Origin of the sequence: Uniformispora flossi, assembly GCF_049534875.1 — a bacterium.
GTDB lineage: Bacteria > Actinomycetota > Actinomycetes > Streptomycetales > Streptomycetaceae > Yinghuangia > Yinghuangia aomiensis.
Genome location: NZ_JBMULZ010000004.1, coordinates 183,915 through 205,643 on the forward strand (window position 1 = coordinate 183,915; position 21,729 = coordinate 205,643).

16 protein-coding genes and 1 tRNA gene are annotated in these 21,729 nt (G+C 68.4%); 2 read left to right on the plus strand and 15 right to left on the minus strand.

Annotated features, from left to right (window positions below; genetic code table 11):
* Window positions 1-69 precede the first annotated feature (69 nt).
* The 15 genes from tuf to ACPA54_RS10780 all read right to left on the minus strand — a co-directional run bounded on the left by tuf (window position 70) and on the right by ACPA54_RS10780 (window position 19,028).
* Window positions 70-1,263, minus strand: coding sequence for an elongation factor Tu (gene tuf, locus ACPA54_RS10710; RefSeq protein ID WP_345673597.1), 1,194 nt, complete (start codon window positions 1,261-1,263; stop codon window positions 70-72).
* 117 nt (window positions 1,264-1,380) lie between these two features.
* Window positions 1,381-3,519, minus strand: coding sequence for an elongation factor G (fusA, locus tag ACPA54_RS10715; protein ID WP_423528431.1), 2,139 nt, complete (start codon window positions 3,517-3,519; stop codon window positions 1,381-1,383).
* 39 nt (window positions 3,520-3,558) lie between these two features.
* Entirely contained in the window at window positions 3,559-4,029 is a 471-nt protein-coding gene (gene rpsG / locus ACPA54_RS10720) for a 30S ribosomal protein S7 (protein WP_345673595.1), read from the minus strand.
* A complete protein-coding gene (gene rpsL / locus ACPA54_RS10725) occupies window positions 4,029-4,403 on the minus strand; it encodes a 30S ribosomal protein S12 (RefSeq protein ID WP_020549242.1) in 375 nt (124 codons plus the stop codon). Before rpsL ends, rpsG begins: the two co-directional genes overlap by 1 nt.
* Window positions 4,404-4,833: 430 nt before the next feature.
* On the minus strand, window positions 4,834-5,442 hold the full coding sequence (locus ACPA54_RS10730; RefSeq protein ID WP_423528432.1) for a DUF1707 and DUF4190 domain-containing protein: 609 nt from the start codon (window positions 5,440-5,442) through the stop codon (window positions 4,834-4,836).
* 193 nt (window positions 5,443-5,635) lie between these two features.
* Window positions 5,636-6,058: a DUF4190 domain-containing protein gene (locus tag ACPA54_RS10735; RefSeq protein ID WP_423528433.1), complete on the minus strand. Its 423-nt coding sequence runs from the start codon at window positions 6,056-6,058 to the stop codon at window positions 5,636-5,638.
* 155 nt (window positions 6,059-6,213) lie between these two features.
* Window positions 6,214-10,107, minus strand: a complete 3,894-nt coding sequence (locus ACPA54_RS10740; protein ID WP_423528434.1) for a DNA-directed RNA polymerase subunit beta' — start codon at window positions 10,105-10,107, stop codon at window positions 6,214-6,216.
* Window positions 10,108-10,242: 135 nt separating this feature from the next.
* Entirely contained in the window at window positions 10,243-13,728 is a 3,486-nt protein-coding gene (gene rpoB, locus ACPA54_RS10745) for a DNA-directed RNA polymerase subunit beta (RefSeq protein ID WP_423528435.1), read from the minus strand.
* 795 nt (window positions 13,729-14,523) lie between these two features.
* Entirely contained in the window at window positions 14,524-14,907 is a 384-nt protein-coding gene (gene rplL / locus ACPA54_RS10750; protein ID WP_423528436.1) for a 50S ribosomal protein L7/L12, read from the minus strand.
* 100 nt (window positions 14,908-15,007) lie between these two features.
* Complete coding sequence (rplJ, locus tag ACPA54_RS10755; protein WP_345673589.1) at window positions 15,008-15,586, minus strand: 50S ribosomal protein L10; 579 nt, start codon at window positions 15,584-15,586, stop codon at window positions 15,008-15,010.
* 411 nt (window positions 15,587-15,997) lie between these two features.
* Window positions 15,998-16,729, minus strand: a complete 732-nt coding sequence (gene rplA / locus ACPA54_RS10760; RefSeq protein WP_423528437.1) for a 50S ribosomal protein L1 — start codon at window positions 16,727-16,729, stop codon at window positions 15,998-16,000.
* Window positions 16,730-16,841: 112 nt separating this feature from the next.
* Window positions 16,842-17,273, minus strand: coding sequence for a 50S ribosomal protein L11 (gene rplK / locus ACPA54_RS10765; protein WP_423528438.1), 432 nt, complete (start codon window positions 17,271-17,273; stop codon window positions 16,842-16,844).
* Window positions 17,274-17,521: 248 nt separating this feature from the next.
* Window positions 17,522-18,340 (minus strand): transcription termination/antitermination protein NusG, encoded by an 819-nt coding sequence (nusG, locus tag ACPA54_RS10770; protein WP_423528439.1) that lies wholly within the window; start codon window positions 18,338-18,340, stop codon window positions 17,522-17,524.
* A 172-nt stretch (window positions 18,341-18,512) separates the two neighbouring features.
* A complete protein-coding gene (secE, locus tag ACPA54_RS10775; protein WP_345673585.1) occupies window positions 18,513-18,839 on the minus strand; it encodes a preprotein translocase subunit SecE in 327 nt (108 codons plus the stop codon).
* Between the two features lie 116 nt (window positions 18,840-18,955).
* Window positions 18,956-19,028 (minus strand) — tRNA-Trp (locus ACPA54_RS10780).
* A 174-nt stretch (window positions 19,029-19,202) separates the two neighbouring features.
* On the opposite strand from ACPA54_RS10780, the gene ACPA54_RS10785 reads away from it, so the two are divergent.
* Both ACPA54_RS10785 and ACPA54_RS10790 read left to right on the plus strand, forming a co-directional pair.
* Window positions 19,203-20,459 carry a pyridoxal phosphate-dependent aminotransferase gene (locus ACPA54_RS10785; RefSeq protein ID WP_423528440.1) on the plus strand — a complete coding sequence of 419 codons (1,257 nt, stop codon included), beginning with the start codon at window positions 19,203-19,205 and terminating at the stop codon, window positions 20,457-20,459.
* 234 nt (window positions 20,460-20,693) lie between these two features.
* Window positions 20,694-21,719 (plus strand): adenosine deaminase, encoded by a 1,026-nt coding sequence (locus ACPA54_RS10790; protein ID WP_423528441.1) that lies wholly within the window; start codon window positions 20,694-20,696, stop codon window positions 21,717-21,719.
* Window positions 21,720-21,729 lie beyond the last annotated feature (10 nt).

Genomic DNA, 21,729 nt, shown 5'->3' on the forward strand with positions numbered 1-21,729 from the left:
CTCCCATGCCTTTCGGCACGAACAAAGTCCCGCCCGCCGGCCCTTGCGGGCCGACGGGCGGGACGATGATCACTTGAGGATCTTGACGACCTGGCCGGCGCCGACGGTACGGCCGCCTTCGCGGATGGCGAAGCGCAGGCCCTCCTCCATGGCGATCGGCTGGATCAGGGCGACGGTCATGCCGGTGTTGTCACCGGGCATCACCATCTCGGTGCCCTCGGGGAGGGTCACCACGCCGGTAACGTCCGTCGTCCGGAAGTAGAACTGCGGACGATAGTTGTTGAAGAACGGCGTGTGACGGCCACCCTCGTCCTTGGACAGGATGTAGACCTGGGCCTCGAAGTCGGTGTGCGGCGTGACCGAACCCGGCTTGATGATGACCTGGCCGCGCTCGACGTCCTCGCGCTTGATGCCGCGGAGGAGCAGACCGACGTTCTCGCCCGCCTGGCCCTCGTCGAGCAGCTTGCGGAACATCTCGATGCCGGTGACCGTGGTGGTGGTCTTCTCGTTCTTGATGCCCACGATGTCGACGGTCTCGTTGACCTTGACGATACCGCGCTCGATACGGCCGGTGACGACCGTACCGCGACCGGTGATCGTGAAGACGTCCTCGACCGGCATCAGGAACGGCTTGTCGACGTCGCGCTCGGGAGTCGGGATCGACTCGTCGACCGCGGCCATCAGCTCGAGGAGCTTGCCGCCCCACTCCGCGTCGCCCTCGAGGGCCTTGAGCGCCGAGACGCGCACGACCGGAAGGTCGTCGCCCGGGAACTCGTACTCGGAGAGCAGCTCACGGACCTCGAGCTCGACGAGCTCCAGGATCTCCTCGTCGTCCACCATGTCGGCCTTGTTCAGGGCGACAACGATGTACGGAACGCCGACCTGGCGGGCCAGGAGCACGTGCTCCTTGGTCTGCGGCATCGGGCCGTCGGTGGCGGCGACCACGAGGATGGCGCCGTCCATCTGCGCGGCACCGGTGATCATGTTCTTGATGTAGTCCGCGTGACCCGGGCAGTCGACGTGGGCGTAGTGACGGTTCTCCGTCTGGTACTCCACGTGCGCGATGGAGATCGTGATACCGCGCTGACGCTCTTCCGGCGCCTTGTCGATCTGGTCGAACGGCGTGAAGGGGTTCAGGTCCGGGTACGCGTCGTGCAGCACGCGGGTGATCGCCGCGGTAAGGGTCGTCTTACCGTGGTCGATGTGACCGATGGTGCCGATGTTGACGTGCGGCTTAGTCCGCTCGAACTTCGCCTTCGCCACTGGGGTCCTCCTGTGGACTGGTTCTTTACGCCGTACGACGTCGGGGTGATCTGGGGCGGGCCGGTGGCCCGGAATCCCGCGAAGGACTCCGGGCCCCATGTCCCGTGACGGTGTGTCTTACTCGCCGCGGGACTTGGCGATGATCTCGTCCGCGACGTTCTTGGGAACCTCGGCGTACGAGTCGAACTGCATGCTGTAGCTGGCCCGGCCCGAGGTCTTGCTCCGGAGGTCGCCGACGTAGCCGAACATCTCCGACAGCGGAACGAGAGCCTTCACAACGCGGGCTCCGCTGCGCTCCTCCATGGCCTGGATCTGGCCGCGGCGCGAGTTCAGGTCGCCGATGACGTCGCCCATGTAGTCCTCGGGCGTCGTCACCTCCACGGCCATCATCGGCTCGAGAAGCGCCGGGTTCGCCTTGCGGGCCGCCTCCTTGAACGCCATGGAACCGGCGATCTTGAAGGCCAGCTCGGAGGAGTCCACCTCGTGGTAGGCACCGTCGTGCAGGATGACCCGCACACCCACCAGCGGGAAGCCGGCGAGAACGCCGAACTCCATGGCCTCCTGGCAACCGGAGTCCACCGACGGGATGTACTCCCGGGGGATACGGCCACCGGTGACCTTGTTGACGAACTCGTAGTTGTCGTCGCCACCGGCGTCGAGCGGCTCGATGCCGATCTGCACCTTGGCGAACTGACCCGAACCGCCGGTCTGCTTCTTGTGCGTGTAGTCCACGCGCTCGACAGCCGAACGGATCGTCTCGCGGTAAGCCACCTGCGGCTTGCCGACGTTGGCCTCGACCTTGAACTCGCGCTTCATGCGGTCGACCAGCACCTCGAGGTGCAGTTCGCCCATGCCGCCGATGATGGTCTGGCCGGTCTCCTCGTCGGTGTGCACCTGGAAGGAGGGGTCTTCTTCGGCGAGCCGCTGGATCGCGACGCCGAGCTTCTCCTGGTCGCCCTTCGACTTGGGCTCGATGGCGACCTGGATGACCGGGGCCGGGAAGGTCATCGACTCGAGGATGACCGGGTTCGCGTTGTCCGACAGCGTCTCACCGGTGGTGGTGTCCTTCAGGCCCATGACGGCGACGATGTCGCCGGCACCGGCGCTCGGGATCTCCTCACGCTTGTTCGCGTGCATCCGGTAGATCTTGCCGATGCGCTCCTTCTTGCCCTTCACGGAGTTGAGGACAGCCGACCCCGACTCCATGCGGCCCGAGTACACCCGGACGAAGGTGAGCTTCCCGAGGTGCGGGTCGCTCATGATCTTGAACGCGAGAGCGGCCAGCGGCTCGGTCTCGGCCGGCCGGCGCTCGATGACCGTCGACTCGTCGCCCACCTTGTGGCCCTCGATGACCTCACGGTCGAGGGGCGACGGCAGGTAACGCACGACGGCGTCGAGCAGCGGCTGAACGCCCTTGTTCTTGAAGGCGGTTCCGCAGAAGACCGGGGTGAAGGTCGGCTCGTCCTTCTTTTCCTCGCTCGTCGAAGCGATGGTGGCGCGGCGGATGGCCGCGAACAGCTGCTCCTCGGTGGGCTCCTGGCCCTCGAGGAACATCTCCATCATCTCTTCGTCGTGCTCGGAGATGGTCTCCACGAGCTTCTCGCGCCAGGTCTGCGCGATCTCGGTGTGCGTGGCCGGGATGTCGACGACGTCGTACATCTCGCCCTTGGCCGCCTCGGCGGACCACACCAGGGCCTTCATGCGGACCAGGTCCACGACGCCCTGGAAGTCGGCCTCGGCACCGATCGGCACCTGCATGACGAGCGGGGTCGCGCCCAGGCGGTCGACGATCATGTCGACACAGCGGAAGAACTCCGCGCCGGTGCGGTCCAGCTTGTTCACGAAGCAGATGCGCGGGACGCCGTAACGGTCGGCCTGACGCCACACCGTCTCGGACTGCGGCTCGACACCCGCGACACCGTCGAACACGGTGACCGCACCGTCGAGGACGCGGAGCGAACGCTCCACCTCGACCGTGAAGTCCACGTGGCCCGGGGTGTCGATGATGTTGATCGTGTTGTCTACATCTTCGAGCGTCCAGTGACAGGTGGTGGCAGCGGAGGTGATGGTGATACCACGCTCCTGCTCCTGCTCCATCCAGTCCATGGTGGCGGCGCCCTCGTGGACCTCGCCGATCTTGTAGTTCACGCCCGTGTAGAACAGGATCCGCTCAGTCGTCGTGGTCTTGCCCGCGTCGATGTGAGCCATGATCCCGATGTTCCGGACCCTGGCCAGGTCAAGAGCAGTGGTAGCCATGTGGCTTTCTCTCTCGTATCTCGTTCGACGGGGTGACGACTACCAGCGGTAGTGCGCGAAGGCCTTGTTGGAGTCGGCCATCTTGTGCGTGTCTTCGCGCTTCTTCACAGCAGCGCCAAGACCGTTGCTGGCGTCCAGCAGCTCGTTCATCAGACGCTCGGTCATCGTCTTCTCGCGACGGGCGCGGGAGTAACCGACGAGCCAGCGGAGAGCGAGCGTGGTGGAGCGGCCGGGGCGGACCTCGACCGGGACCTGGTAGGTCGCGCCACCGACACGGCGGCTGCGGACCTCGAGGGTCGGCTTCACGTTCTCGAGCGCGCGCTTGAGCGTGATGACGGGGTCGGTGCCGGTCTTCTCACGGCAGCCTTCGAGCGCGCCGTACACGATCCGCTCGGCGGTGGAGCGCTTGCCGTCCAGCAGGACCTTGTTCACCAGCGAGGTGACCAACGGCGAGTTGTACACCGGGTCGATGATGACCGGTCGCTTCGGGGCCGGGCCCTTGCGAGGCATTAGCTCTTCTCCTTCTTCGCGCCGTAGCGGCTGCGCGCCTGCTTGCGGTTCTTGACACCCTGGGTGTCAAGCGAACCCCGAATGATCTTGTAGCGAACACCCGGGAGGTCCTTCACACGACCACCGCGGACGAGCACGATCGAGTGCTCCTGCAGGTTGTGACCCTCACCGGGGATGTACGCCGTGACCTCAATGCCACTCGTCAGGCGAACACGCGCCACCTTGCGAAGCGCCGAGTTCGGCTTCTTCGGCGTCGTCGTGTAAACGCGGGTGCACACGCCGCGACGCTGCGGGCTCCCCTTGAGCGCCGGAGTCTTGGCCTTATCGACCTTGTCCTGGCGGCCCTTTCGGACCAGCTGCTGGATCGTGGGCACCGCGTCTCCGTCTTCTTCGTGCCAAGCGGTCTGTTGACTGCATCTTCAATGTGCTGCTGGATGGCCTGTTTCCCTGGGTGTAGGGCCATCGCCTACCTGCCTATCCGGCCCCCGCGGTCGGGCGTGTCGCCCAGTCTTCAGCGCGGAACGGAATCGGGAGGTATGTGTTTCGGTCTCCTGCACCCTCTCACGGACGCATCCGAGCCGGATGTCGGGTGAGCGCAGGCACAAGAACCCGGGGACACCCCAGGCACAAGGAAAGAGAGTACCTACCACACGAGCAGAGGTCAAAGCGAAAGCCGACGCCCCTGTCGCCACCTTGGAATCGCACGCCTCCGCGTGCTCCGACCTCCGGTTTTGCCGGTTGCCGACCCTCCGTACCCCTTTCCCGGGTCACGCTACCGGGCGTCGGCGCAGGGCGCCACGGCGGTCAGCTCGGCAGGGCCGCCAGCGCGGCGCACACCACCTGGATCCAGCCCAGGCACGAGCCCGCGACGGCGAGCTGTGTGCCGCCGCGGCGCCCGTCGGCACGGGTCCGCGCCTGGTACAGCGCGAGGTGGCCGGTGACGATGGCGACGGCCGCGGAGACGAACGGCACCCAGTTGAACTGGTCCCGGACGCCGAACAGGATCGCGCTGGCCGGCCACATCACCACGATCGAGACGATGCCGACGACCAGAGAGGTCACCGCGAGGCCGCTGGCCGGCGCGGGGCGCATGACGTACTGCGGGTAGCCCCACACGGGCGGCCGCGGGCCGCCGGGGTGCGGGGCGTGCAGGGCGTGCGGCGGCACCGGGTAGGGCGGGGACGGCTGCGGGGTCGGGGCCCCGGGCAGCGCGCCGGTGGGCAGATCCCGTACCAGCGCGTTGAGTTCGCCGTAGGTGAGGGCCTGCAGGACGCGGTCGCGGCGGTCCTCGTACTCGTCGTCGCGGAGCCGGCCTTCGACCCAGGCGGCTTTGAGGACGTCCGCGCATCGGTCGCGGTCGGCCTGCGCGCACCGCATCTCGTCCGGCGTCACACCGTCGCGGCCGTTCGGCATCGCTCCCCCTAAGGCTCCGGGTCACCGCCGCGCATATGCGGCTTGTTCATGGTGCGCCACGGTCGGGGGCTGCCGCGTGCGTACACGTACTCAGTTTCGTCGCGGGTTCGTTCCGGAGTTCGCCGAACATTCGCGCGATGTTCGACGGCCCGGAGCGTCACGGTGCCGCCCGGCTGTCCCGGGCGGCACCGGCTCAACGTGCGGCGAGGAACGTCCGGAGCATGTCGTCGCTGTCGAACGCGTGCGGATCGTTGACGGCGATGATGATCAGGACGATCCCGACCGCGATCCAGACGTAGCCCAGGACGAGACCGGCGATGGCCATGCCGCGGCCCTGCTGTCCGCTGCGCTCGATCTGGGACAGCGCGATGTGGCCGAAGATCACGGCGAGGATCGAACCGATCCAGTAGGCGCAGATGATGCCCAGGACGAGCGACGCGATGGAGAAGCCGTTGGTGCCGGGCTGGGGTCCGTAGCCATAGCCGTAGCCGTACTCGTATCCGGGCGGCCCGGGCGGCGGGTACCCGGGGCCGTAGCCGGGCGGCGGCGGGGGTGGCTGGCCGGGCTGTGGGTTCTGATAGGGGTTCTGGCCCCACGGGTCGCCAGGTGTGCTCACGAGTTCCCCCCGGGTGTTCGGTGGTGGCGCAACGGCCGCCGATGCGGCGTCACGGCACCTTAGTGCACGGCGTGCGGCGATCGTGGAACGACGGCAGGGCCGCCACCGAAACGGTGGCGGCCCTGCCGGTACAGCGGGGACTGCGGGGTTCGGGCTCAGCCCTGGTAACCGCCGAAGTCGTACTCCTCGAGCGGAACGGCCTGGCCGGAGCCGGTGCCGAAGGCGGAGTAGTCGGCCTCGTCGTACCCGGACATCGAGTACATCGCGGCCTTCGCCTCCTCGGTCGGCTCGACCCGGATGTTGCGGTAGCGGGGCATGCCCGTACCGGCCGGGATGAGCTTGCCGATGATCACGTTCTCCTTCAGGCCCAGCAGCGGGTCCGACTTGGCGTGGATCGCCGCGTCGGTGAGCACCCGGGTCGTCTCCTGGAAGGAAGCCGCCGACAGCCACGACTCGGTGGCCAGCGACGCCTTGGTGATACCCATGAGCTGCGGACGGCCGGACGCGGGCTGGCCCGCCTCGGCCACCACGCGCCGGTTCTCGCTCTCGAACCGGCCGCGCTCGACCAGTTCGCCCGGCAGCAGCTCGGCGTCGCCCGACTCGATGATCGTCACGCGGCGGAGCATCTGCCGGATGATGATCTCGATGTGCTTGTCGTGGATCGACACGCCCTGCGAGTTGTACACCTTCTGCACTTCGGCGACCAGGTGGACCTGGACCGCACGCTGGCCGAGGATACGCAGCACGTCGTGCGGGTTGACCGCACCCATGGTCATGCGCTGGCCGACCTCGACGTGCTCGCCTTCCTCTACGGTCAGCTTGACACGCTTGGAGACGGCGTACGCCAGCTCCTCCGTGCCGTCGTCCGGCACGACGACGACCTTGCGGGTCTTGTCGGTGTCCTCGATGCGGACCCGGCCGGCCGCCTCGCTGATCGGCGCCACACCCTTGGGGGTACGGGCTTCGAACAGCTCGACGACACGCGGCAGACCCTGGGTGATGTCGTCACCCGCCACACCACCGGTGTGGAAGGTACGCATCGTCAGCTGGGTGCCGGGCTCACCGATGGACTGCGCCGCGATGATGCCGACCGCTTCGCCGATGTCGACGAGCTTGCCGGTGGCCAGCGAACGGCCGTAGCACATCGCGCACGTACCGACCTTGGACTCGCAGGTCAGCACGGACCGGGTCTTCACCTTCTCGACGCCGTGGGCGACGAGGGTGTTGATGGTGACGTCGCCCAGGTCGATGCCCGCGGGGGCGATGACCTTGCCGTCGACCACGACGTCTTCGGCGAGGCTGCGCGCGTACACGCTGGTCTCGACGTCGTTGGTCTTGCGCAGCGAGCCGTCCGCGGCGCGGACCGCGATGTCCAGCGTGAGGCCGCGGTCGGTGCCGCAGTCCTCTTCGCGGATGATCACGTCCTGCGAGACGTCCACCAGACGACGGGTCAGGTAACCCGAGTCGGCGGTACGCAGCGCGGTGTCGGCCAGACCCTTGCGGGCACCGTGCGTGGAGATGAAGTACTCCAGCACGGACAGGCCTTCACGGAACGACGCCTTGATGGGACGCGGGATGGTCTCGTTCTTGGCGTTGGAGACCAGGCCACGCATACCGGCGATCTGACGCATCTGCATCATGTTTCCGCGCGCGCCCGAGTCGACCATCATGAAGATGGGGTTCGTCTTCGGGAAGTTCGCGTTCATCGCCTCGGCGACCTCGTTGGTCGCCTTGGTCCAGATCTGGATCTGCTCCTGCGCGCGCTCGTCCTTGGTGATGAGACCGCGCTCGTACTGCTTCTGGACCTTGTCGGCCTGCGCCTCGTAGCCCTCGAGGATCTGGCCCTTGTTCGGCGGCACGACGACGTCCGAGATGGACACCGTGACACCGGAACGGGTGGCCCAGTGGAAGCCCGCGGCCTTGAGGTTGTCCAGCGTCGCGGCGACCTCGACCTTGGGGTAGCGCTCCGCGAGGTCGTTGACGATCGTGGAGAGCTGCTTCTTGCCGACCTCGGTGTCGATGAACGGGTAGTCCGAGGGCAGCAGCTCGTGGAACAGCGCGCGGCCGAGCGTGGTGTGCAGGCGCAGCGGCTGGCCCGGCTCCCACGCGATGCCGTCCGGACCCGGGTCCGGCGCGACCCAGCCGCGCGGCGGCACGGTGCCGGCCCGCAGGCGCAGGTCGATCTTCGCCTGGAGGTCCAGCTCGCGTGCGTCGAACGCCATGATCGCCTCGGCGACCGAGGAGAACGACCGGCCGACGCCCTTCATGTCCTCGCGCTCCGAGGTCAGGAAGAACAGGCCGAGCACCATGTCCTGGGTGGGCATGGTGACCGGGCGGCCGTCCGCCGGCTTGAGGATGTTGTTCGAGGACAGCATCAGGATGCGGGCCTCGGCCTGCGCCTCCGCGGACAGCGGAAGGTGCACGGCCATCTGGTCGCCGTCGAAGTCCGCGTTGAACGCGGTGCAGACGAGCGGGTGGATCTGGATGGCCTTGCCCTCGACCAGCTGCGGCTCGAAGGCCTGGATGCCGAGGCGGTGCAGGGTGGGGGCACGGTTGAGCAGCACCGGGTGTTCGGCGATGACCTCTTCGAGGACGTCCCACACCACCGGGCGCGCGCGCTCGACCATGCGCTTCGCCGACTTGATGTTCTGCGCGTGGTTCAGGTCGACCAGGCGCTTCATCACGAACGGCTTGAACAGCTCCAGCGCCATCTGCTTGGGCAGACCGCACTGGTGCAGCTTGAGCTGCGGGCCGACGACGATGACCGAACGGCCGGAGTAGTCGACGCGCTTGCCGAGCAGGTTCTGACGGAACCGGCCCTGCTTGCCCTTGAGCATGTCGGACAGCGACTTGAGCGGGCGGTTGCCCGGGCCGGTGACCGGACGACCGCGGCGGCCGTTGTCGAACAGCGCGTCGACGGCCTCCTGGAGCATGCGCTTCTCGTTGTTCACGATGATCTCGGGCGCGCCGAGGTCGAGAAGCCGCTTCAGGCGGTTGTTGCGGTTGATGACGCGGCGGTACAGGTCGTTCAGGTCGGAGGTCGCGAAGCGGCCGCCGTCCAGCTGCACCATCGGACGCAGGTCCGGCGGGATGACCGGGACGCAGTCCAGGACCATGCCGGTCGGGCTGTTGCGGGTCTGCAGGAACGCGGAGACGACCTTGAGGCGCTTGAGCGCGCGGGTCTTCTTCTGGCCCTTGCCGGTGCGGATGATCTCGCGGAGCTTCTCGGCCTCGGCGTCGAGGTCGAAGGACTCCAGGCGCTTCTGCAGCGCCTGCGCGCCCATGCTGCCGAGGAAGTAGGTGCCGAAGCGGTCCCGCATCTCGCGGAACAGGATCTCGTCGCCTTCGAGGTCCTGGACCTTGAGGTTCTTGAACCGGGTCCAGACCTCTTCGAGACGGTCCAGCTCGCGCTGGTTGCGGTCGCGCAGCTGCTTCATCTCGCGCTCGGCGCCTTCGCGCACCTTGCGGCGCACGTCGGACTTGGCGCCCTCGGCCTCGAGCTCGGCCAGGTCGCCCTCGAGCTTCTTCTGGCGTTCCTCGACCGCGGCGTCGCGGCGCTGCTCGATCTGCTGGCGCTCGACGGAGATCTTGGCCTCGAGCGACGGCAGGTCGCGCTGGCGGCGCTCGTCGTCGACGTACGTGATCATGTACGCCGCGAAGTAGATGACCTTCTCGAGGTCCTTCGGGGCGAGGTCGAGCAGGTAGCCGAGGCGGCTCGGGACGCCCTTGAAGTACCAGATGTGGGTGACCGGCGCGGCAAGCTCGATGTGGCCCATCCGCTCACGGCGCACCTTGGCGCGAGTGACCTCGACGCCGCAGCGCTCACAGATGATGCCCTTGAAGCGGACGCGCTTGTACTTGCCGCAGTAGCACTCCCAGTCCCGGGTGGGGCCGAAGATCTTCTCGCAGAAGAGCCCGTCCTTTTCCGGCTTCAGGGTGCGGTAGTTGATGGTCTCGGGCTTCTTGACCTCGCCGTGCGACCACGTGCGGATGTCGTCGGCGGTGGCGAGGCCGATACGCAGCTCGTCGAAGAAGTTGACGTCGAGCACTGTTTCGTCAATCCCTCTTTCGGGGTTTGGTCCCGGTGGCGGCGGTGCGGGGTGTCCGCCGCCCCGGGGGTGTCTTCATCAGGTCTGTGGTCCGGGGGCCCGGAACCCGCTTCCCAGCGGGTCCCGGGTCGGACATCAGACCTCTTCGACGCTGCTCGGCTCGCGCCGGGACAGGTCGATACCGAGCTCCTCCGCCGCGCGGAAGACGTCCTCGTCGGTGTCGCGCATCTCGATGGACATACCGTCGCTGGAGAGCACTTCCACGTTGAGGCAGAGCGACTGCATCTCCTTGATGAGCACCTTGAAGGACTCGGGGATGCCGGGTTCGGGGATGTTCTCGCCCTTGACGATGGCCTCGTAGACCTTCACGCGGCCCAGCACGTCGTCGGACTTGATGGTCAGAAGCTCCTGGAGGGCATAGGCGGCGCCGTACGCCTCCAGCGCCCACACCTCCATCTCACCGAAGCGCTGGCCACCGAACTGCGCCTTACCACCGAGCGGCTGCTGGGTGATCATCGAGTACGGGCCGGTCGAACGGGCGTGCAGCTTGTCGTCGACCAGGTGGTGCAGCTTCAGGATGTACATGTAGCCGACCGAGACCGGGTACGGGAACGGCTCACCGGAGCGGCCGTCGTACATCTTGGCCTTGCCGGTGCCGTCGATCATCCGTACGCCGTCGCGGTTCGGGATGGTCGAGTTGAGGAGACCGGTGATCTCCTCCTCGCGCGCGCCGTCGAAGACCGGGGTGGCGACGTTGGTGCCGGGCTCGGCCGCGTCCGCGCCGATGCCGCGGAGGCGGTCCTTCCACTCCTCGTCGCTGCCCTCGACCTGCCAGCCGCGGCTGGCGACCCAGCCGAGGTGGGTTTCCAGGACCTGGCCCGGGTTCATGCGGGACGGGACACCCAGCGGGTTGAGGATGACGTCGACCGGGGTGCCGTCCTCGAGGAACGGCATGTCCTCGACCGGGAGGATCTTGGAGATGACACCCTTGTTGCCGTGCCGGCCGGCGAGCTTGTCGCCGTCCGTGATCTTGCGCTTCTGCGCGACGTAGACGCGCACCAGCTGGTTGACGCCCGGGGGCAGCTCGTCGCCGGCTTCGCGGTCGAAGACCCGGACGCCGATGACCTTGCCCTGCTCGCCGTGCGGCACCTTCAGCGAGGTGTCGCGGACCTCGCGCGCCTTCTCGCCGAAGATCGCGCGGAGCAGGCGCTCCTCGGGGGTCAGCTCGGTCTCGCCCTTCGGGGTGACCTTGCCGACCAGGATGTCGCCGGGGACGACGTCCGCACCGATGCGGATGATGCCGCGCTCGTCGAGGTCGGCGAGGACCTCTTCGGAGACGTTCGGGATGTCCCGGGTGATCTCCTCGGGGCCCAGCTTGGTGTCGCGGGCGTCGACCTCGTGCTCCTCGATGTGGATCGAGGAGAGGACGTCGTCCTGCACGAGGCGCTGCGACAGGATGATCGCGTCCTCGTAGTTGTGGCCTTCCCACGGCATGAACGCCACGAGCAGGTTCTTGCCCAGCGCCATCTCGCCGTCTTCGGTGCACGGGCCGTCGGCCAGCACCTGGCCGGCCTCGACGCGCGCGCCTTCCTCGACGATGACCTTCTGGTTGAAGCTCGTGCCCTGGTTGGAGCGCATGAACTTCTGCACGCGGTACGTGGTGTACGTCGCGTCGTCGTTCATCACCGTGACGTAGTCGGCCGACACGTCGGTGATCAGGCCGGGCTTCTCCGCGGTGATGACGTCGGCCGCGTCGACCGCCGCGCGGTACTCCATGCCGGTGCCGACGAGCGGCGACTCGGCCTTCAGGAGCGGCACGGCCTGGCGCATCATGTTCGAGCCCATGAGCGCGCGGTTGGCGTCGTCGTGCTCGAGGAACGGGATCATCGCGGTCGCGACCGACACCATCTGGCGCGGCGACACGTCCATGTAGTCGATCTCGTCGCCGGGCAGGTAGTCGATCTCGCCGCCGCGGCGCCGGACGAGCGCGCGGGCCTCGGCGAACGTGTTGTCCGCGTTCAGCGGCGCGTTCGCCTGGGCGATGACGAAGCGGTCTTCCTCGTCCGCGGTCAGGTAGTCGACGTCGTCGGTGACGATGCCGTTGACGACCTTGCGGTACGGGGTCTCGACGAAGCCGAAGGCGTTGACCCGGCCGTACGACGCGAGCGAGCCGATCAGGCCGATGTTCGGGCCTTCCGGCGTCTCGATCGGGCACATGCGGCCGTAGTGCGACGGGTGCACGTCGCGGACCTCGAAGCCGGCCCGCTCACGGGACAGACCGCCGGGGCCCAGCGCCGACAGGCGGCGCTTGTGGGTCAGGCCGGACAGCGGGTTCGTCTGGTCCATGAACTGCGACAGCTGGCTGGTGCCGAAGAACTCCTTGATGGAGGCGACGACCGGCCGGATGTTGATGAGCGTCTGCGGCGTGATCGCCTCGACGTCCTGGGTGGTCATGCGCTCGCGGACGACGCGCTCCATGCGCGCCAGGCCGGTGCGGACCTGGTTCTGGATCAGCTCGCCGACGTTGCGCAGGCGGCGGTTGCCGAAGTGGTCGATGTCGTCGGCCTCGACCACGAACTCCTGGCCGCTGAGGCCGGTCATCTCGGTCTCGCCGGCGTGCAGCTTCACCAGGTACTTGATCGTCGCGATGACGTCCTCGACGGTGAGGGTCCCCGCGTCCAGCGGGCGGTCGACGCCCAGCTTCTTGTTGATCTTGTACCGGCCGACCTTGGCCAGGTCGTAGCGCTTCGGGTTGAAGTACAGGTTCTCCAGAAGCGTCTGCGCGGCCTCGCGGGTCGGCGGCTCTCCCGGGCGCAGCTTGCGGTAGATGTCGAGCAGCGCGTCGTCCTGGCCCTGGGTGTGGTCCTTCTCCAGGGTCTGCCGCATCGACTCGTACTCGCCGAACTCTTCGAGGATCTGCGAGTCGGTCCAGCCGAGCGCCTTCAGCAGCACCGTGACGGACTGCTTGCGCTTGCGGTCGATGCGGACACCGACGGTGTCGCGCTTGTCGATCTCCAGCTCGAGCCAGGCACCCCGGGACGGGATGACCTTGGCGCTGAAGATGTCCTTGTCGGACGTCTTGTCGATCTGCTTGTCGAAGTAGACGCCGGGCGAGCGCACGAGCTGCGACACCACGACACGCTCGGTGCCGTTGATGATGAACGTGCCCTTGTTGGTCATGAGCGGGAAGTCGCCCATGAAGACCGTCTGGCTCTTGATCTCGCCGGTCTCGTTGTTCGTGAACTCGGCCGTCACGAAGAGCGGCGCAGAGAACGTGAAGTCACGCTCCTTGCACTCCTCGATCGAGTTCTTCGGCGGCTCGAAGCGGTGGTCGCGGAACGTGAGCGACATCGACCCGCTGAAGTCCTCGATCGGGGAGATCTCCTCGAAGATCTCCTCGAGGCCGGACTTCCTGGGGACATCGGCTCCGGATGCGAGAGCGTTTTCGACTCGTGCCTTCCACACGCTGTTGCCGAGCAGCCAGTCGAAGCTCTCGGTTTGCAGCGCGAGAAGGTTCGGTACCTCGAGAGGCTCGCGGATCTTCGCGAAAGAGATGCGGAGCGGGGCGGTACTGGCGGCGCCGGGGTTTGTAGCGTTCGTGGCGGTGCGCGAGGCGGCCAAGAGGGGTCCTTCCGAGGGCTCGGACTCACTATGCGCATGCCGGACGGCCTCGGTGCGGGTACCGCGGAGGGTCAACAGGCAGCGCAAAGGGTCAGTGTAGCCACACGGCACACCGCTGTCCAGCGCCTGGAACGGGCGCTCGCCATCTCGGGGGCTTCTGCCACCCGGCCAGTGCTCTTCGGGACGCGTCCGAAGAATTGCGCGCCGCGTTCGGTTCGTCAAGAGGGAGCCGACCGGCGGCGGTGCGGGCACCACTCTTGCACAGGTCGCCGACACCGCGGCGCACGCTGCCCGGCGGGTTGCAAATCGCGCCGAATCCGTTACGCCTTTGCAGGTCACAGCGGTGCGGGCGAGCCGACACGCGGGTCGCGGGAGGCGCGCCGGGGCGGGATTCCCCGGTGTTTCCGGGGCGCGTGGGACGTCCGCGGACACCCGGGCGGGTGCCGCCGCACGGGTGTGCGGAGGCTCACGGCCAGGGGCGCGCGCGGCGCCGCGGAGTGCTCCCGGGTGTTGTCGGAATCACTCTTCCGAGGGAGGCCGATGGAGTGGCTGCGGAGTGTCGCGGCCTTGCGGCGGCCGGGTCGGGGGCATCCGGAGCGATGGTTTCCGGACGATCTTCGAGGCGTCCCGAGGCGGTCGCACGGGGCAGACCGGACGTCCGGCGGGAGGCCGGTGAGCGGGCGGGCAGGGGGCGTCCGAGGACGCAAAAAACCGCCGGGCGGCCTCCCGAAGGAGACCGCCCGGCGGCGGTGCGGCTATGCAGCCGTCGGCAAGCCTGCGCGAGTGCGCCGGGACTTACTTGACGGAGACGGTCGCGCCGGCGGCCTCGAGGGCGGCCTTCGCCTTGTCCGCAGCCTCCTGGTTGACACCCTCGAGCAGCGGCTTCGGGGCGCCGTCGACCAGGTCCTTGGCTTCCTTCAGGCCCAGGCTCGTGAGGGCGCGGACCTCCTTGATGACCTGGATCTTCTTGTCGCCGGCCGCCTCGAGGATGACGTCGAACGAGTCCTTGACCTCGACCTCGGCGGCGTCGCCCGAGCTCGGGGCGGCGATCGCGACGGCGGCCGGGGCGGCAGCCTTGACGTCGAAGGTCTCCTCGAAGAGCTTCACCAGGTCGGAGAGCTCGATGAGGGTCATTTCCTTGAACGCCTCGATGAGCTCGTCGTTGCTGAGCTTCGCCATGGTGGGCGGTCCTTCCTAATAAGTTCGGCAGGTGCCGGGTGGTGTGGATGGCGGGGGCAGGGCCCCCGGCGACCGGAGTCGCGAGGTGCTGCGGCCGGAATTACTCGGCCGCGGCCTCCTCGGCGGCCTCGGCGGCGGGAGCCGGCTCGCCGGCACCGCCCTGCTCGGCCTCGCGCTTGACCCGGAGGGCTTCCGCGGTGCGGACGAACTCCGTGAGCGGGGCCTGGAAGGTCGCGGCGGCCTTGGCCATCGACGCCTTCATGGCACCCGCCAGCTTGGCGAGCAGCACGTCGCGGGACTCGAGGTCCGCGAGCTTGTTGATCTCGTCAGCGCTGAGGGCCTTGCCCTCGAGGACACCGCCCTTGATGACGAGAAGGGGGTTCGCCTTGGCGAAGTCACGCAGGCTCTTGGCAGCCTCGACCGGGTCGCCGGTGACGAAGGCCACGGCGGACGGACCCACAAGGAGGGCGTCCAGCTCGGTGATGCCCGCCTCGTTGGCCGCGATCTTGGTCAGCGTGTTCTTCACCACGGCGTACTCTGCGTTCCCAGCGAGCGAACGGCGCAGCTCCTTGAGCTTCGCCACGCTGAGTCCGCGGTACTCGGTCAGCACGGTGGCGTTCGAGCCGCGGAACTTGTCCGCGATCTCGGCAACCCCGGCTGCCTTGTCGGGCCTCGCCATGGGACGGGCCTCCTTCCGCGATGCGATCTTCGGCCGGCCGTGGGACCGGCCGGGCGCCTGGACGACCACCGGCGGAAAGGGCCCGGACAAACGAAAACGCCCCGGCGCAGGCGCACGGGGCGGAACACGAGCCGTTCGGCGGACGAATCCGCGGGAAGCTCGGAGAACCTCTCAGGCACCTGCGCAGGCCGTCCGCTGTGGCGGAACCTTCGATTGCGGCGCCCTTGCGGGCACATCGCAACGACCGGCGGTCTTTGGCTTCGTACAAGGTACGTGACACGGGCTCCGCGGGGCAAATCCGTTCGCGCGGCTCCCTGCCCGGGCATGCAACAGTGGCCCGCACTCCCCCGAAGGGGCGTGCGGGCCACCGGAGTTCGCTGCCCTGCGGCAGTCCGATCAGCGCGGGCGCGATCAGACGGCGGCCGGGTCCTCCTCGACCATGAGGTTGCGGGTGCGGTTCGGGTCGACCGGGATGCCCGGGCCCATCGTGGTCGTGAAGCCGACCTTCTTGACGTAACGGCCCTTGGCCGCCGACGGCTTCACCCGCAGGACCTCTTCGAGGGCCGCGGCGTAGTTCTCGATCAGCTGCTCGTCCGTGAACGAGGTCTTGCCGATGATGAAGTGCAGGTTCGAGTGCTTGTCGACGCGGAACTCGATCTTGCCGCCCTTGATCTCGGACACGGCCTTGGCCACGTCCGGGGTCACGGTGCCGGTCTTCGGGTTCGGCATGAGGCCACGCGGGCCGAGGACGCGGCCGAGGCGGCCGACCTTGCCCATGAGGTCCGGGGTGGCGACGACCGAGTCGATCTCGTTGAGCAGGTTGCCCTTGAGGATCTCGTCGATCAGTTCGTCGGAGCCGACGATGTCGGCGCCCGCAGCCTTGGCAGCCTCGGCACGGTCACCGGTCGCGAAGACCAGGACCCGGGCGGTCTTGCCGGTGCCGTGCGGAAGGATGACGGTGCTGCGGACCATCTGGTCGGCCTTGCGCGGGTCGACACCCAGGCGCAGGGCGACCTCGACGGTCGAGTCGAACTTGGTCTTCGAGGTGGCCTTGGCCAGGCGGACGGCCTCGAGCGGGGCGTACAGCCGCTCGCGGTCCACCTGGGCGGCACCCTGGCGGTAGGTCTTGCTGCGCTGCGTCACTTCTGCTCCTGGTTGCTGCGAAAGGAGTCGTGGTGGATTCGGGCCGACGCACGGCCCTGCCACGTACTGCGGAGATGTCCGCCCCCCGAGGGGCGCGGACGGGAGTTCTGGCTCAGCCCTCGACCGTGATGCCCATGGAACGGGCGGTGCCGGCGATGATCTTCTCGGCGGCGTCCAGGTCGTTCGCGTTGAGGTCGGGCATCTTGGTCTCGGCGATACCGCGGACCTGGTCGCGCGTGAGCTTGGCGACCTTGGTCTTGTGCGGCTCGCCCGAGCCCTTCTCGACGCCCGCGGCCTTGAGGATCAGGCGCGCGGCCGGCGGCGTCTTCGTGATGAAGGTGAAGGAGCGGTCTTCGTAGACCGAGATCTCCACCGGCACGATGTCGCCGCGCTGCGACTCGGTCGCAGCGTTGTAGGCCTTGCAGAACTCCATGATGTTGACGCCGTGCTGACCCAGCGCCGGACCGACCGGCGGGGCGGGCGTAGCAGCGCCGGCCTTGATCTGGAGCTTGATGATGGCAGCAAGCTTCTTCTTGGGAGGCATGTTTCCGGGTCCTTCGACGAGATGTACTTCCCTGGTGCCGCGCGGTACGCACGGCACATCCGACCGGATCCGGGACGGACCGGCGGGTGTGCTGTCACGCGGCTTGCGCCCCGCGCGCCGGGTCCCTGGGGACCGGCATACGCGGCGTGGCGCCCCCACAACGATAACCACCGTTGCGAAGGCGCCCTAATCCGTGGTCCGGGCCGCCCTTGCGGACGGCCCGGCTGCGGAAGCTCGTGGGGTGCTGCTCAGTTCTTCTGGATCTGGTTGAACGACAGCTCGACCGGGGTCTCCCGGCCGAAGATCTCGACCAGGCCCTTGACCTTCTGCGAGTCGGCGTTGATCTCGTTGATCGTGGCCTGCAGCGTGGCGAAGGGGCCGTCGATGACGGTGACGGAGTCGCCGACCTCGAAGTCGAGGACCTTGACCTCGGCGGGCGCCTTGGTCGTGGTGCCGCCGCCGGCCGCGGCCTGCTCCTCCTCGGGGGCGAGGATCTTGGCGACCTCGTCGAGGGTCAGCGGGTACGGCTCGTGGGCGTTGCCGACGAAGCCGGTGACGCCGGGGGTGTTGCGCACCGCGCCCCACGACTCGTTCGTCAGGTCCATGCGGACCAGGACGTAGCCGGGGAACTTGTTGCGCTTGACGGTCTTGCGCTGACCGTTCTTGATCTCGACGACCTCTTCCATCGGCACCTCGACCTGGAAGATGAACTCCTCCATGTTGAGGGAGGTCGTGCGGGATTCGAGGTTGGCCTTCACCCGGTTCTCGTAGCCGGCGTACGAGTGGATGACATACCACTCGCCCGGCGCGCGGCGCAGCGCCTCGCGGAACTCGGCGAGCGTGTCGACCTGCGGGGCTTCGGCGGCTTCGTCGTCGACGACGGTCTCGGCGTCGCCGGTCTCCTCGGCAGCCTCGTCGTCGCCGACGGCGGTCTCGACGGTCTCCTCGACGGTCTCGGCGCCGGCTTCGGTGTCGGCTTCAGCGACCGCGGACGCGTCCGCCGCCTGCTCCGACTGGGACCCCGTCTCCTCGACGGCCTCGTCGGGGAACAGGTTCGAGTCTGACACGGTGGCTGCTTCTTCCTGGGTGGGGATCAAACGGGCTGGCCGGGCGGGCCTGGCACGCGCCGGGCCCCGCGGCATCGGGGGAGGACCTCCCCAGGACACCACAGTAGCCGGGCGGAGGCCGGGATCGGCCGCAGGAGTCCCGGATCCGTCGCGGCGGCGGGCCGCGCCGGGGTCAGCCGAAGATTTCGAGCGCCGCCCGGGCGAACCCGAGGTCGAGCGTGTACACGATGCCGATGATGATCAGGCAGAACACGATCACGACGGTCGTGTACGTGACCAGCTCGTTGCGCGTCGGCCAGACGACCTTGCGAAGTTCGGCGATGATCTGCCGGTAGAAGATCGCGAGGCGCGCGAAGATGCTCTTCTTCTTCGGATCGGGCTTCTCGGACTCGGCCCGGCGTCCCTTGCGGTTGCGACCGCCCGGGGGAGTCTCGTCCACGCCGACGTCGTCCGAGCTTTCGTCCTCGGGCGTGGTCGTGGAGCCGTGGGCCTCCGTCACTCGTCCTCACCTGGATCCGGTCTGACTGGATCACCGACGGTGTCGTCGGCGCTTAATGGCTGGCGCTGACTGCATGTACACACCCCGAAACACAGTCGGATCGGGGCGGTACATCGCAGGGCACGAGGGACTTGAACCCCCAACCCCCGGTTTTGGAGACCGGTGCTCTGCCAATTGAGCTAGTGCCCTTCGGTGGTCCCAACCTAGCGGACAACGCCGTGCGGACACCAAAGGTTTCCGGGCACAGTCCAGCGCGGTTCGATCCGCCAGGGGACGAGTGTACGGGTTGCGGTGCCCCAGGTCGAACCCGTCGCTGACCGGATCGCGAAACCTGCGTGCCCGGCCCTCCGCGGCAGTGGGACGATGGGGGTCATGACGGCACCTTCCTCCAGCCCCCAGACCCCTGTCTCCTCCCCCACCGAGCGCCGCGTTTCGCAGCGCGTCGGCGCCATCGCCGAGTCCGCGACGCTCGCGGTCGACGCCAAGGCCAAGGCGCTCAAGGCGGCCGGGCGCCCGGTGATCGGCTTCGGCGCCGGCGAGCCGGACTTCCCGACACCGGGCTACATCGTCGACGCGGCCGTGGCGGCATGCCGGGACCCGAAGTTCCACCGCTACACGCCGGCCGGGGGTCTGCCGGAGCTGAAGGCGGCCATCGCCGCGAAGACGCTGCGCGACTCCGGCCTCGAGGTCGACCCGGCGCAGGTGCTCGTCACCAACGGCGGCAAGCAGGCGATCTACGAGGCGTTCGCGGCGATCCTCGACCCGGGCGACGAGGTCATCGTGCCGGCGCCGTACTGGACGACCTACCCGGAGTCGATCCGGCTCGCGGGCGGCGTGCCCGTGGACGTCGTGGCCGACGAGACGACCGGCTACCTGGTGTCCGTCGAGCAGTTGGAGGCGGCGCGCACGCCGAACACCAAGGTGCTGCTGTTCGTGTCCCCGTCGAACCCGACGGGTGCGGTGTACACGAGGGCGCAGGTCGAGGAGATCGGCCGGTGGGCGGCCGAGCACGGCCTGTGGGTGCTGACCGACGAGATCTACGAGCACCTGGTGTACGACGACGCCGAGTTCGTGTCGATGCCGACGGTCGTGCCGGAGCTGCTCGACCGCACGATCATCGTGAACGGTGTCGCGAAGACGTATGCGATGACGGGTTGGCGCGTCGGGTGGGTCATCGGCCCGAAGGACGTCATCAAGGCGGCCACCAACCTGCAGTCGCACGCCACGTCGAACGTGTGCAACGTGGCGCAGTCCGCGGCCATCGCCGCGGTGTCCGGCGACCTGTCGGCGGTGGACGAGATGAAGGTGGCGTTCGACCGGCGCCGCCGGACGATCGTGCGGATGCTGAACGAGATCCCGGGCGTCGAGTGCCCGGAGCCGAAGGGCGCGTTCTACGCGTACCCGTCGGTCAAGGGTGTGCTGGGCAAGGAGATCCGCGGGAAGGTGCCGGCGACATCGTCGGAGCTGGCGGGTCTGATCCTGGACGAGGTCGAGGTCGCGGTGGTGCCGGGCGAGGCGTTCGGGACGCCGGGCTACCTGCGGCTGTCGTACGCGCTGGGCGACGACGACCTGGTCGAGGGCGTGTCGCGGATCGCGAAGCTGCTGGGCGAGGCGAAGTAGCCGCGGTCTCGCCGACAGGCGTTTTCTCGCCGGACGGCCCGGTCCCCGCGGGGGCCGGGCCGTCCGGCGTTCCGGGGCGGCGCCGGTGCGCGGCGGGGCGGGCGCGGGGCGGGGCGTGGATTGCGCGGCGGGGCGGCCGTTATGTCCTTTTCCCGGCCGGTTGTGCATCATCCGGTCGGGGCAACCTGCGCCGACTTCGCCCGAGCGGGGCCGCGGTGGGCCAAGATCGGGGAGATGGATGACCCCGTCCGCGATGTGCGCGCGCTGCCGAAAGCCCATTTGCACCTGCACTTCACCGGTTCCATGCGGACGGCCACGCTGCTGGAGCTGGCCGACCGGTACCGGGTCCACCTCCCGGGGGCACTGACCTCGGGCACTCCCCCGCGACTGCGGGCCACCGACGAGCGCGGCTGGTTCCGGTTCCAGCGGCTGTACGACATCGCCCGATCGTGTGTCCGCGGCGAAGACGACGTGCACCGGCTGGTGCGCGAGGCGGCCGAGGACGATGCCGCGGAAGGCTCGGGGTGGCTGGAAATCCAGGTCGATCCGACGTCCTACGCGCCCCGGTTGGGCGGTCTCACGCCGGCCGTGGAGGTGATCCTGGACGCCGTCGAGGAAGCCGAGCGCGCGACCGGGGTGGGGATCGCCGTGGTGATCGCGGCGAACCGGACGAAGCACCAGCTGGAGGCGCGGACGCTGGCCCGGCTGGCGGCCCGGTACGCGGACCGCGGGCGGGTGGTCGGGTTCGGCCTGTCGAACGACGAACGGCGGGGCCGGGCGCTGGATTTCGAGCGGGCGTTCGCGATCGCGCGCCGCTCGGGGCTGTTCGCGAACCCGCACGGGGGCGAGTTGGACGGCCCACGGAGCATCCGGGAGTGCGTCGAGGTGCTCGGCGCGCGGCGGCTCGGGCACGGTGTGCGGGCCGCGGAAGATCCCCTGCTGATGGACGAACTGGCTCGGCTCGGAGTGGTGTGCGAGGTGTGCCCGGCGTCCAACGTGGCGCTGGGCGTGTACGAGAAGCCGTCGGATGTGCCGTTGCGCAAGCTGTTCGAGGCCGGGGTGCCGATCGCGCTGGGTGCGGACGATCCGCTGCTGTTCGGGTCGCGGTTGGCGGCGCAGTACGAGATCGCGCGGCACGAGCACGGTTTCGACGATGCGGAACTCGCGGAGCTGGCCCGGCAGTCGATCCGCGGGTCGGTGGCGCGCGAGGACGTGCGGGCGAAGCTGCTGGCCGGGGTGGACGCCTGGCTGGCCGGCTGACGCGCCGCCC